This window comes from Paenarthrobacter sp. TA1.8, from assembly GCF_048595705.1.
GTDB classification, from domain to species: Bacteria; Actinomycetota; Actinomycetes; order Actinomycetales; family Micrococcaceae; genus Arthrobacter; species Arthrobacter nitroguajacolicus.
Map to the genome: position 1 here is coordinate 3547887 of NZ_CP184287.1, position 13527 is coordinate 3561413.

Annotated in this window: 8 protein-coding genes; 2 read left to right on the plus strand and 6 right to left on the minus strand. The window is 61.5% G+C overall.

The window, feature by feature from the left end; all coding sequences use genetic code 11:
• Positions 1-122: 122 nt before the first annotated feature.
• Both ACNAOT_RS16550 and rpoB read right to left on the minus strand, forming a co-directional pair.
• On the minus strand, positions 123-4022 hold the full coding sequence (locus ACNAOT_RS16550) for a DNA-directed RNA polymerase subunit beta' (protein ID WP_011775600.1): 3900 nt from the start codon (positions 4020-4022) through the stop codon (positions 123-125).
• Between the two features lie 102 nt (positions 4023-4124).
• Complete coding sequence (gene rpoB, locus ACNAOT_RS16555) at positions 4125-7631, minus strand: DNA-directed RNA polymerase subunit beta (RefSeq protein WP_420178619.1); 3507 nt, start codon at positions 7629-7631, stop codon at positions 4125-4127.
• A 416-nt stretch (positions 7632-8047) separates the two neighbouring features.
• On the opposite strand from rpoB, the gene ACNAOT_RS16560 reads away from it, so the two are divergent.
• On the plus strand, positions 8048-9247 hold the full coding sequence (locus ACNAOT_RS16560; protein WP_420178620.1) for an acetyl-CoA C-acetyltransferase: 1200 nt from the start codon (positions 8048-8050) through the stop codon (positions 9245-9247).
• Positions 9247-9741 carry an aminoacyl-tRNA deacylase gene (locus ACNAOT_RS16565; protein ID WP_420178621.1) on the plus strand — a complete coding sequence of 165 codons (495 nt, stop codon included), beginning with the start codon at positions 9247-9249 and terminating at the stop codon, positions 9739-9741. The genes ACNAOT_RS16560 and ACNAOT_RS16565 overlap by 1 nt, the downstream gene beginning before the upstream one ends.
• 133 nt (positions 9742-9874) lie before the next feature.
• Here the strand turns inward: ACNAOT_RS16565 and rplL are convergent, their stop codons facing one another.
• From rplL to ACNAOT_RS16585, 4 genes are all read right to left on the minus strand, one after another.
• Entirely contained in the window at positions 9875-10252 is a 378-nt protein-coding gene (rplL, locus tag ACNAOT_RS16570) for a 50S ribosomal protein L7/L12 (protein WP_011775604.1), read from the minus strand.
• A gap of 76 nt (positions 10253-10328) precedes the next feature.
• A complete protein-coding gene (gene rplJ / locus ACNAOT_RS16575; protein ID WP_011775605.1) occupies positions 10329-10922 on the minus strand; it encodes a 50S ribosomal protein L10 in 594 nt (197 codons plus the stop codon).
• A gap of 298 nt (positions 10923-11220) precedes the next feature.
• On the minus strand, positions 11221-12390 hold the full coding sequence (locus tag ACNAOT_RS16580; protein ID WP_420178622.1) for a GNAT family N-acetyltransferase: 1170 nt from the start codon (positions 12388-12390) through the stop codon (positions 11221-11223).
• Entirely contained in the window at positions 12369-13478 is a 1110-nt protein-coding gene (locus ACNAOT_RS16585) for a GNAT family N-acetyltransferase (RefSeq protein WP_420178623.1), read from the minus strand. Before ACNAOT_RS16585 ends, ACNAOT_RS16580 begins: the two co-directional genes overlap by 22 nt.
• Positions 13479-13527 lie beyond the last annotated feature (49 nt).

Below are 13527 nucleotides of genomic sequence, written 5' to 3' on the forward strand. Positions count from 1 at the left end.
GTCGTCCTCCGCTCCCCCGCCTCGCCGGGCAAAAAGCCGCCGTTAACGGGGCCGGCCCCGCACTCATCGAGTACGGGGCCGGACCTTACAGCGTCAACTTTGCGGTGACGGCGTGAGCCGGTTTAGCGGAAGTCGTTGCCGAGGTCGTAGTCATCCAGCGGGATGGCGTGGAACTCGGGAGCGCCGTCGCCACCCAGGGCGTCATAGGAGAAGTCGGTGAAAGCGCTGGGGCCCGTGAACAGGCTTGCCTTCGCTTCTTCCGTCGGCTCCACAGTGACCTCTGTGTAGCGGGGCAGACCCGTACCAGCCGGGATGAGCTTACCGATGATGACGTTTTCCTTGAGGCCGAGCAGAGGATCGCTCTTACCTTCCATGGCCGCCTGCGTCAGGACGCGGGTGGTTTCCTGGAAGGAAGCTGCCGACAGCCAGGACTCGGTAGCCAAGGAAGCCTTGGTGATACCCATGAGTTCCGGACGGCCCGAAGCCGGGGCCTTGCCCTCGGACACGACGCGGCGGTTCTCGTCCTCGAAGCGGGCGCGCTCTGCAAGCTCACCGGGGAGCAGGTCGGAGTCGCCGGATTCGATGACGGTCACGCGGCGCAGCATCTGGCGGACGATAACCTCGACGTGCTTGTCGTGGATACCAATACCCTGGCTGCGGTAAACGCCCTGAACCTCGTCCACAAGGAACTTCTGTGCGGCACGGGGGCCCATGATGCGCAGAACCTGCTTCGGGTCCACCGGACCGTTGATCAGCTTCTGGCCGACGCTGACGTGCTCGCCATCCTCGATGAGGAGACGTGAACGGCGCAGCACCGGGTAGGCAATCTCTTCGGAACCATCGTCCGGAGTGATGACCAGGCGCATCTGGCGCTCGGACTCTTCGATGGTGATGCGGCCGGCTGCTTCAGCAATCGGTGCAACACCCTTCGGAGTACGGGCTTCGAAGAGCTCCTGGATACGGGGCAGACCCTGGGTGATGTCGTCGCCACCACCGGCGGAAACAGCACCACCGGTGTGGAACGTACGCATCGTCAGCTGGGTACCCGGCTCACCGATGGACTGTGCGGCAATAATGCCCACGGCCTCGCCGATGTCCACGGTCTTGCCAGTGGCCAGCGAACGGCCGTAGCAAAGTGCACAGGTGCCGACCTTGGACTCACAAGTGAGCACGGAGCGGACCTTGACCTCGGTGATGCCTGCAGCCAGCAGCTGGTCGATGACGACGTCGCCGCAGTCGGTGCCGCCGGCAGCCAGGACGTTGCCCTGGGCATCGACGACGTCGACGGCCAGCGTACGGGCGTAGGCGCTGTTCTCGACGTTCTCGTCCAGCACGAGCTCACCGTTGGAATCCGGCACGGCGATCGGGGTGACCAGACCGCGTTCGGTACCACAGTCCTCTTCGCGGACGATGACGTCCTGCGAAACGTCCACCAGACGACGGGTCAGGTAACCCGAGTTGGCGGTACGGAGAGCGGTATCGGCCAGACCCTTACGGGCACCGTGCGTGGCGATGAAGTATTCCAGAACCGACAGGCCCTCGCGGTAGGAGGACTTGATCGGGCGAGGAATGATCTCACCCTTCGGGTTGGCCACAAGACCACGGATACCCGCGATCTGGCGGACCTGCATCCAGTTACCACGTGCACCGGAGGACACCATGCGGTTGATGGTGTTCATCGGGGACAGGCTGTCACGCATCGCCTGGGCGATTTCGTTGGTTGCCTTGTTCCAGATTTCGATCAGTTCCTGGCGACGCTCGTCGTCGTCGATCAGGCCCTTGTCGTACTGGCCCTGGATCTTGGCAGCCATGTTCTCGTAACCGGCCAGAATGGCAGGCTTGGAAGTAGGCACCTCGATGTCGGAGATGGCAACCGTGACACCCGAACGGGTGGCCCAGTAGAAACCGGCATCCTTCAGGTTATCCAGCGTTGCCGCCGTAACAACCTTCGGGTAGCGCTCGGCGAGGTCATTGACGATCCGGGAGAGTTCGCCCTTATCCGCAACAGCCTCAACCCACGGGTAATCCTCGGGCAGCGTCTGGTTGAAGATGACCTGGCCCAGGGAGGTTTCAACGAGCGCCGGCTGACCGGGCTCCCAACCTTCCGGAGCTTCCCATCCTGCGTAAGGCACAAAGTCGTCCAGACGGATCTTCACCTGGGAGTTCAGGTGCAGGTCACGGGCGTCGTACGCCATGATGGCTTCCGAAACCGAGGAGAAGATGCGGCCTTCGCCGGCGGAGCCGACGCGCTTGGTGGTCAGGTGGTACAGGCCGATGATCATATCCTGCGAAGGAAGGGTCACCGGACGGCCATCGGACGGCTTCAGGATGTTGTTCGAGGACAGCATCAGGATGCGGGCTTCGGCCTGGGCTTCCGGGCTCAGCGGCAGGTGTACTGCCATCTGGTCGCCGTCGAAGTCAGCGTTGAAGGCGCCACAAACCAGCGGGTGAAGCTGGATTGCCTTGCCTTCCACAAGCTGCGGTTCGAAGGCCTGGATGCCTAGGCGGTGCAGGGTAGGTGCACGGTTGAGCAGCACCGGGTGTTCGGTGATGATCTCTTCCAGCACGTCCCAGACCTGCGGACGGTAACGCTCGACCATGCGCTTTGCCGACTTGATGTTCTGTGCGTGGTTGAGGTCAACCAGGCGCTTCATCACGAACGGCTTGAAGAGCTCCAGGGCCATCTGCTTGGGCAGACCACACTGGTGCAGCTTCAGCTGCGGGCCGACGACGATCACCGAACGGCCGGAGTAGTCAACGCGCTTGCCGAGGAGGTTCTGGCGGAAACGACCCTGCTTGCCCTTGAGCATGTCGCTCAGGGACTTCAGCGGACGGTTGCCCGGACCCGTAACGGGGCGGCCACGACGACCGTTGTCGAACAGGCTGTCAACAGCTTCCTGAAGCATGCGCTTCTCGTTGTTGACGATGATCTCCGGAGCACCGAGGTCAAGCAGTCGCTTGAGTCGGTTGTTGCGGTTGATCACACGGCGGTAGAGGTCGTTGAGGTCGGAGGTCGCGAAGCGGCCACCGTCCAACTGGACCATCGGGCGCAATTCCGGCGGGATCACCGGAACGGCGTCGAGAACCATGCCGAGCGGGCTGTTGTTGGTGGTCAGGAACGCGTTGACAACCTTCAGGCGCTTCAGGGCACGCGTCTTGCGCTGGCCCTTGCCGTTCTGAATGGTGTCGCGCAGTGACTCAGCTTCAGCCTGCATATCAAAGGTCTCGAGGCGCTTTTTGATGGCCTCGGCACCCATGGAGCCTTCGAAGTACAGCCCGTAACGGTCGCGCAGTTCGCGGTAGAGGCCTTCGTCACCTTCAAGGTCAGCGACCTTGAGGTTCTTGAAGCGGTCCCAAACCTGCTCAAGGCGCTCGATGTCGGCGTCGGCACGCTTGCGGACGTTCGCCATCTGGCGGTCAGCAGAGTCGCGGGCCTTCTTCTTGTCGGCAGCCTTGGCGCCTTCGCCTTCAAGACGGGCAAGCTCGTCTTCAAGGTCGCGGGCGATCGTGGCGATGTCGCTGTCGCGGTTGTCCACCATCTGCTTCTTCTCGAGGTCGTGCTCGACCTGGAGGTTCGGCAGTTCAGCGTGACGGCTTTCGGTGTCAACGCTGGTGATCATGTAGGCAGCGAAGTAGATGACCTTTTCAAGGTCCTTCGGTGCCAGGTCCAAAAGGTAGCCCAAGCGCGAGGGAACGCCCTTGAAGTACCAGATGTGGGTTACAGGCGCGGCCAGCTCGATGTGGCCCATGCGCTCACGACGCACCTTGGCGCGGGTGACTTCAACGCCACAACGCTCGCAGATGATGCCCTTGAAGCGGACGCGCTTGTACTTACCGCAGTAGCATTCCCAGTCGCGGGACGGGCCGAAGATCTTCTCGCAGAAGAGGCCGTCCTTCTCGGGCTTGAGCGTGCGGTAGTTGATGGTTTCCGGCTTCTTGACCTCACCGTAAGACCATCCGCGGATGTCTTCCGCGGTGGCGAGGCCGATCTGCATGAGGCCGAAGGAGGATTCGCTGGACATATGGTCCCTGTTCTCTCTTGTTCTCTAAATTCTGAAGTCTTGGTTACGGGAAGAGGGAGTTGTTCCGACGGACAGTTGTGAGGCTGCCCGCCGGAACAGCTGCTAGACCTCTTCTACGGAACTGGGCTCTGCGCGAGACAGATCGATGCCCAGTTCTTCCGCAGCCGTGAAGACTGCGTCATCAGAGTCACGCATTTCGATCGTGGTTCCATCGGTGGAAAGAACTTCCACGTTCAGGCACAACGACTGCATTTCCTTGATCAAGACCTTGAAGGACTCGGGAACGCCAGGCTCAGGGATGTTCTCGCCCTTGACGATGGCTTCGTAGACCTTCACACGACCATGGATGTCATCCGACTTGATCGTGAGGAGTTCCTGAAGGGTGTAAGCGGCACCGTAAGCTTCGAGCGCCCACACTTCCATTTCACCGAAGCGCTGGCCACCGAACTGAGCCTTACCACCCAGCGGCTGCTGCGTGATCATGGAGTACGGGCCGGTGGAACGCGCGTGGATCTTGTCGTCCACCAGGTGGTGGAGCTTCAGGATGTACATGTAACCGACGGAGATCGGATCCGGGAACGGCTCGCCGGAGCGGCCGTCGAACAGACGGGTCTTGCCGGAGGAGTCGATCAGGCGGTCGCCATCGCGGGTCACGTTGGTGGAGTCAAGCAGGCCCGTGATTTCTTCTTCGCGGGCGCCATCGAACACCGGGGTGGCAACGGTGGTCTGGCCGGTTTCACGGGGCAGGTTCGGGAGGTTCTTGACCCACTCCGGCTCGCCTTCGATCTTCCAACCGGTCTTGGCAACCCAACCGAGGTGGGTTTCCAAAACCTGGCCAACGTTCATTCGACCCGGAACACCCAGCGGGTTCAGGACGATGTCCACCGGGGTACCGTCTGCAAGGAAGGGCATGTCCTCGATCGGAAGGATCTTGGAGATAACACCCTTGTTGCCGTGACGGCCGGCGAGCTTGTCGCCGTCGGTGATCTTGCGCTTGGCTGCAACGTAGACGCGGACCAGCTGGTTCACGCCCGGGGGCAGTTCGTCGTCGTTGTCGCGGTCGAAGACGCGCACGCCGATGACTGTACCGGACTCGCCGTGGGGCACCTTCAGGGAGGTGTCGCGGACTTCGCGGGACTTCTCACCGAAGATTGCGCGGAGGAGGCGCTCTTCCGGGGTCAGTTCGGTTTCACCCTTAGGGGTGACCTTTCCGACCAGGATGTCGCCGGCTTCAACCTCTGCACCGATGTGGATGATGCCACGCTCGTCCAGGCCTGCAAGGACTTCCTCGGACACGTTGGGGATATCACGAGTGATTTCCTCGGCACCAAGCTTGGTGTCGCGGGCGTCAATTTCGTGTTCCTCGATGTGGATGGAGGAGAGTACATCCTCAGCAACAATGCGCTGGGAGAGGATGATGGCGTCCTCGAAGTTGTGGCCTTCCCATGACATGAATGCCACGAGCAGGTTCTTACCAAGGGCGAGCTCGCCCTGGTCCGTTGCGGGACCATCTGCGATGATGCCGCCAACTTCCAGGCGCTGGCCTTCGCTGACCAAAACGCGGTGGTTGTAGCAGTTGCCCTGGTTGGAACGGGCGAACTTGTTGATGCGGTAGTTGGTCTCGGTACCGTCGTCGTTGATCATGACAACCAGCTCGGCGGAAACCTCGGTGACCACACCTGCCTTCTTCGCGATGACAACGTCACCGGCGTCGACGGCTGCTGCGCGCTCCATGCCGGTGCCCACGAAAGGAGCCTCGGAACGGACCAGCGGCACGGCCTGGCGCTGCATGTTGGCACCCATGAGTGCACGGTTGGCATCGTCATGCTCAAGGAACGGGATCAGGGCGGTTGCCACGGATACCATCTGGCGCGGGGAAACGTCCATGAACTGAACGTCGGCAGCGGGAACCAGGACAGGTTCGCCTCCACCACCACGGGCACGGACAAGAACGGTCTCTTCCGAGAACTTCTTGTCAACATCCAGCGGTGCGTTGGCCTGTGCGATCAGGACCTCGGCTTCGTCGTCAGCCGTCAGGTACTGGACTTCGTCGGAAACGACGCCCTCGGAAACCAAGCGGTACGGCGTCTCGATGAAGCCGAACGGGTTGATGCGGCCGTAGGATGCCAACGAACCAATCAGACCAATGTTCGGGCCTTCAGGAGTTTCGATGGGGCACATACGTCCGTAGTGGGACGGGTGAACGTCTCGAACTTCCATGCCTGCACGGTCACGGGACAGACCACCCGGGCCAAGCGCGGACAAGCGGCGCTTGTGGGTCAGACCCGAGAGCGGGTTGTTCTGGTCCATGAACTGCGACAGCTGCGAAGTTCCGAAGAACTCCTTGATGGCTGCCACGACGGGACGGATGTTGATCAGTGTCTGCGGCGTGATGGCCTCGACGTCCTGCGTGGTCATGCGTTCGCGGACGACGCGTTCCATGCGGGAGAGGCCGGTGCGGACCTGGTTCTCGATCAGTTCGCCTACGGCGCGGATGCGACGGTTGCCGAAGTGGTCGATGTCATCGACGTCGACGCGAAGCTCGTGGTCTTCGCCGTCGCGCTTGCCCATGAGGGTCTTCTCGCCGGCGTGAAGCGCAACGAGGAACTTGATCATGGCAACGATGTCTTCAACGTGCAGGACCGATGCTTCCTTGTCACCAAGGGAGCGGTCGATGCCGAGCTTGCGGTTGATCTTGTAACGGCCAACCTTGGCAAGATCGTAGCGCTTGGCGTTGAAGTACAGGTTGTCCAGCAGGGACTGGGCAGCCTCAACTGTGGGCGGCTCGCCTGGACGCAGCTTGCGGTAGATGTCCAGAAGCGCGTCTTCGCGGGTCTCGGTGGCGTCCTTCTCCAGCGTTGCACGCATGGAGTCGTACTGGCCGAACTCTTCCAGGATCTGGCCTTCGGTCCAGCCAAGGGCCTTCAGGAGAACCGTGACCGACTGCTTGCGCTTGCGGTCGAGGCGAACGCCGACCTGATCGCGCTTGTCGATTTCGAGTTCGAACCATGCGCCACGCGACGGGATGATCTTCGCAGTGAAGATGTCCTTGTCACTGGTCTTGTCAGCGGTGCGCTCAAAGTAGGCGCCCGGCGAACGGACCAGCTGGGAGACAACGACACGCTCGGTGCCGTTGACGACGAACGTTCCCTTTTCAGTCATGAGGGGGAAGTCGCCCATGAACACGGTCTGCTGCTTGATTTCGCCCGTGTTGTTGTTCATGAACTCAGCCTTGACGTACAGCGGGGCCGAGTAGGTGGCGTCACGGTCTTTACATTCGGCCATGGTGTACTTCGGGTCAGCGAACTCCGGCTCGGAGAAGCTCAGGGACATAGTGCCCTGGAAGTCCTCGATGGGGGAGATCTCTTCGAAGATGTCGGCAAGTCCGGAGGTGGTGGCGACGCTGAGGTCGCCCTCCTCGACAGCCTTCGCTACCCGCGCCTGCCAGCGTTCGTTTCCGACCAGCCAGTCAAAGCTGTCTGTCTGCAGGGCGAGAAGATTCGGAACATCAAGTGGTTCGTGAATCTTTGCGAATGAGAGGCGGCGGGTGGCACCATCGGTGCTTGCCGTGTTAGCGGTTTCGTTATTAGAGGTGCTCGAGGCGACCAAGAGGGATCCTTCCACAGACCTTCAGGCGTTTTCAGATCTCCCCCGTTTGCATCCTGCAGAGTGCTCCGCAGGATACTTGTTCCGGTTCCGCTATATGACCCGGACCCAGTCCGCTTATGACAGTGCACGTTTCGGAACGGCACGTCAATGACGCAGCTGAGAGGTAAAGCCCACCGCTATATGAAGGCTGAAGGTTAACAGGGAAGACGCAAATATCTACGATACGGCAAAGCAGCCTTTCTGTCTACCCCAGATCGGCCGTGATTGCAAGCACGGTTGCTGCAGGCACCAATGCCCGGGCACGTACTTGGGGAAGCCGACAAGGAATGGGAGGAACGGCACAATTGTTGAAGAGATTGGCTGGCGCGCGCTCCGCGATAGCCTTGCTACACCACTCCCGGATCGGAAGAGAGACCATGACCAACTCCGCTGACGACAATGACGTTGTCATCCTTGCTGCTGCCCGCACACCACAGGGTCGGCTCAACGGGCAATTGGCGGGCTTCACCGCTGTCGACCTCGGTGCTCATGCCATAACCGCCGCGCTGGCGGCCAGCGGTGTCAAAGCCGAGCAGGTGGACGCTGTCATCATGGGCCAGGTTCTTCAGGCCGGCGCAGGCCAGAATCCCGCCCGGCAGAGCGCAATCGCCGCAGGTGTCGGCTGGAACATCCCTGCCGTCACCATCAACAAGGTGTGCCTATCCGGCCTCACAGCCGTCATTGATGCCGCACGCATGATCCGCAGCGGCGACGCCACAGTGGTAGTTGCCGGAGGCCAGGAATCCATGACCCGGGCGCCACACCTCCTCCCGGGATCCCGGCAGGGGTGGACGTACGGAGCCATCCAGGCGCTGGACGTCGCCGCCCATGACGGCCTCACCGATGCTTTCGACGGACAGTCCATGGGCTTGTCCACCGAAACGAAGAACGTCACGCTCGGCATCGATCGCAAGGCCCAGGATGAAGTTGCGGCAGCCTCGCACCGACGGGCTGCCGCCGCCATCGCAGCCGGAACCTTCGACGTCGAAATCGCTCCGGTCAGCGTCAAGCAGCGCAAGGGCGATCCCCTGGTGCTCACCACGGATGAAGGCATCCGCCCCAACACAACAGTGGAGACGCTGGCACCGCTCAAGGCTGCATTCGCCACCGACGGCACCATCACGGCCGGCAACTCCTCTCCCCTGTCCGACGGCGCCTCCGCACTGGTACTGACCAGTCGCCGCTTCGCCAAGGTCAACGGGCTGGACTACCTGGCTGTGGTGGGCAAGCCCGGGCAGGTTGCAGGACCTGACAACTCGCTCCATTCACAGCCTTCGAACGCCATAGCGCAGGCATTGAAGCGCGCCGGTTGGACGGCGGAGGACCTGGACTTCATCGAAATCAATGAGGCTTTCGGTTCCGTGGCCGTCCAGTCCCTCAAGGACCTCCGCTATCCCTTGGAGAAGTGCAACATCCATGGCGGCGCCATTGCCTTGGGCCACCCCATCGGGGCATCCGGAGCACGGCTCGCGCTGCATGCCGCACACGAGCTCAAGCGCAGGGGAACCGGAAAAGCGGCTGTCTCCTTGTGTGGAGGCGGAGGCCAGGGTGAAGCCCTCCTCCTTTACCGCGACTGATGACTGACGCAGTGCCTGTGCCCGGGGTGGAGGGTGCCGAACGATTCCTGTCAGACGCCGCCGCGCGCGGTCTGGACGTCGACGTCGTCGAGCGTCCAGCTGCCCGCAGTTTGGAAGAGGCTGCCGACATCCTGGGCATCAGGCCCGCGGACATTGTGAAGTCGTTGGTGGTCAAACACCGCGACGGCAGTTTCCTCTTCGCACTCATTCCCGGGGACCGCCAGATCTCCTGGCCCAAGCTGCGAGCCTTGGTAGGCGTCAATAAGCTCTCGCTCCCCCACGCCGACGTCGCCTTGGCCGCCACCGGCTACGAGCGTGGAACCATCACTCCGCTGGGCAGCACCACACCGTGGCCTGTTTATGCCGACGCCACCATTGCCGGGCGACGCATCTCGATGGGTGCCGGGGCGCATGGCCGGAGTGCTTTCGTGGACGCGGACGCACTCACCGCAGCACTGGGCGCGGTAGTAGCGGACATCAGCGAACCCAACTAAGTCGCAGCTGAGCGCGTTTTGAGAGCCCAAAACGCGCTTAACTGCGACCTACTTGGGTGCCCGAAACCTTGGTGCATTAAACGCAGGAAGCCCCGCCCGGCGAACCGGACGGGGCTTCCACAAGCAAGACGAGTTACTTGAGGGTAACCGTTGCGCCAGCTTCTTCGAGCTGAGCCTTTGCCTTCTCGGCAGCTTCCTTGGTGGCGCCTTCGAGAACAGCCTTCGGTGCGCTGTCAACCAGGTCCTTGGCTTCCTTGAGGCCGAGGGAGGTGATGGCGCGAACTTCCTTGATCACTGCGATCTTCTTGTCGCCAGCAGCTTCGAGAACGACGTCGAATTCGGTCTTCTCTTCAGCAGCTTCAGCAGCACCGCCGGCAGCGGGGCCAGCAACTGCAACAGCAGCAGCCGTAACTTCGAAGGTCTCTTCGAAGAGCTTGACGAACTCGGAGAGCTCGATGATGGTCAGTTCCTTGAAAGCTTCAATGAGCTCTTCGTTGCTGAGCTTCGCCATGGTGGCGTCCTTCCATTAGTTGGTGCAGATCCGGGCTAAGCCTGTCCATGCACCAGAGTTTGATTGAGGGGAGAACTTAGTTCTCTTCGGTTGCAGCTTCAGCGGCTTCGGCCGGAGCCGCAACCTCTTCAGCAGCAGCCTCTTCAGCGGCCGGGGCTTCTTCAGCGGCCGGTGCAGATGCGCCGCCCTCTTCTTCAAGCTTGAGGCGCAGGGCGTCGATGATGCGTGCAGCAGCGGATGCGGGAGCCTTGAGGACACCAGCAACACGTGCAAGCTGCAGCTCGCGGGACTCGAGGGCTGCCAGTGCGGCAACTCCTGCTGCGTCCAATGCCTTGCCTTCGAAGACGCCGGTCTTGATAACCAGCTGCTTGTTGGCCTTGGCAAAGTCCGTCAGGCTCTTGGCAGCAGCAACAGCGTCACCCTTGATGAAGGCGATTGCAGTAGGGCCGGCGAGCTGATCGTTGAATGCTTCAACTCCAGCTTCCTTGGCTGCAATGGCACTCAGGGTGTTCTTGACGACCGAGAACTTGGTGTCCTGGCCGAGCGCAACACGCAGTTCCTTGAGCTGTGCAACAGTGAGCCCGCGGTATTCGGTCAGGACAGCCGCGTTCGATTCCTTGAAATCGTTGGTGATCTCTGCAACTGCTGAGATCTTGCTAGGCGTTGTCATAACCCTCCTTCCGGGGAATAAAGCCGGTCTTCCGGGTCCCCGCTCACGAGAGCTAAAACTAAAAACGCCCCGCGCAGATGCACGGGGCTTGGCTCAACACAGTTTGATCCGTGGAGACTTGCTTCGTTCACCTGCGCCGGCCGCCCTATGTTCAGGGTCCTTCGTCAAGGAATTCACTTTTACCTCAAGGGCACAGCTACAGAATTGAGCTTTGCTCGAAAGAGTGAATTCCCATCAACCGACGGTCTTTGGTACTTCAAGGTTACGGGAGAGTGTTCGGCAAACCAAATCGGTCTGCCTAGTCTGACGATGTAGCCCCTGCGAGCCTGCCCGGAAGTTCCTTCTGCCACAGTCCGGTGACGCCCGCGGTGGTAAATCCCAACTGCTTGTTCACGGTCAGGAGGTACCTGTTCTCGGGCGCGTTCCAGGTATAGATGACCCGGGCGTCCGGAAACTGCTCACTCAGCCGTTCCATGTTGGCGATCTTGATCAACAGACCGAGCTTGTTGCCCCGGTGCTCCTGCAGGACCAACGTGTCGTCCTGGAAAACCACGTCCTGGCGGTGCGCCAGGACGCTGATGGTGGTCAGGCCCACCAGCCGCCCGCTCTCCACATGCTCGACGGCGGTCACCACCGTTCGCCGGCCCTGCGCCAAGGCCGCATCCTCGGTTTCGCGAAGTACCGTTGCGTCGAAGACCATTCCGCTCGCCTCCACTTCAGGGGCGTCTTCGTCGCCAGCGTCACGGACTACCTCGCCAGCGGCGTTCTCCAGTGCGGCCACGGCTTCCAGCCAGGGCTCGGGGCAACGGTCAGTCCAGTGGTGCAGGGTGTACCGGCCGCCGTTGGCTTCTTCAGCTTCAAGCTGCAGATCCCCCACCAGCTTGGAATCCAGGGGCAGCACGCATGAACTGAACTGTTCGATGTGTTGAAGGGTGTACCCGGCACGCTTGGCGAAGTCCACCTCCCTGCTGCTCTCAGGAACAAACCCGGCCCCGCTGCCCGGGATCAACTGGTCCTCGGGTACCTCAGTGAGCGACGTTGCCGGGTGGTTGGTATCCACCAACGCCATGGTGCGTCCCTCCGCCCGGGCGAGCTGCTCCGCTGCCTCCAGCAACTGACGGCCAACCCCTTGGCCCTGGAACTCAGGAAGGATGTCCAGGGTGAACTCGGCCAGGTCCAGGTTATCCGCCAAGGGCAGGGCAATATCTACCGTGCCCACAATGACGCCCTCTACTTTTGCCACCAAAATAATCTGGCGCTCATAGGGATCGGAAAACTCCAACAGCTTTTCCAAAGGCGTATAGGCGAGGTCGTCACTCCCCCATGTCTCCATACGTACCCGGCGCCCAACTTCAACGGCGTCCAGGAAATCAGCGGCGTCGGGGCTGTCCAGGGTGTCAGGCACCCACAGCTGCTCGACTTGAACGGTCTTCGCCTCGTCTACAGTCATTCCAGCCGTTTCTGCCATTCGCCGTCAAAGCCGGAGGGCTTGAATCCTAATGCGATATTTATGGCCAGCATATGCCGGTTTTCATCGGCGTTCCATGTCATCACGGACGTGGCGCTGGGCCATAGCTCGTGGATACGGCGAAGATTGGCAATCTTGATCAGCATGCCAAGGCGGTGTCCGCGGTGCCCTGGGGCAACCAACGTGTCCTCTTGGTAGACCATGCCCGGGGTAGCCTCGCGGTGGGTGAGTATGGTGTAGGCCGCCAACTCCCCCGTGGCGTCGTGCCGGGCAACAGCCGCCATGGAAGCAACGCCGCCTGCCAGCCACGTGGATTCCTCGAGACGGACGCGGTTGGCATCCCAGTCCTCGCCCTCCCAGCCAAGGCCTGCGATGGGCACCTCGGTGCTCATGAGGCTTTTGAGCTTCGCGAACACATCCACAAGCTCATCTGGGCAGCGGTCCTGCCACCCGATGAGGCTGTAGCCTGCGGCCCGGTTTGTTGCCTGCTCTTCAAGGTCCTGCAGGAGCGCTTCTTCGACCGGGAGGGGCAGCGTGCTGTTGGTTTCGACCTGCTCCAGGGAATATCCGTGATGGAGGGCAAAGCGGGTAGAGGCGGAATCCAGTGGGACGCCACCCGTTCCTGACTTTGCCTCCAGCAACTCAACGCCCGGGATAAGGAACCGGATTGGCTCGGCGCAAAACGCGTCAAAGGACGTGCGGTCCCGCTCACGCGCCACTTGCTCCAGCACCCCGAGGACCCTCGTCCCAATGCCGTGCCGACGAAAGGCAGCGTCCACCAGGACGTCCACGCCCGCCGTCGTCGTGTTTTCGCTAAGGGGCAGAGTCAGTGTGCCGCTGCCCACTACGGTTCCGTCGAGGCGTGCCAGGAAAACATGCCGTTCTTCGTATTCATTGCCCTGCCAGAACAGGACAGCTTCGGCCAGCGTGGAGCAACGGTCCAGGTTCCCCCAGAGATCCATGTGGCGGGCAACGTCCAGGTCATGGAAGGCGCGGAAATCGGGCTCCCCCTTCGCGTCGGGGCTTTTCGGCACCGGGATCCGCTGCACGGACAACCCGGCGATGGCGGAAGAGTTCGACGTCGGCACGCACCACAGCCTACGGCTCTCCCCCGGTGGTGAACAGGGAAAAGGGCAA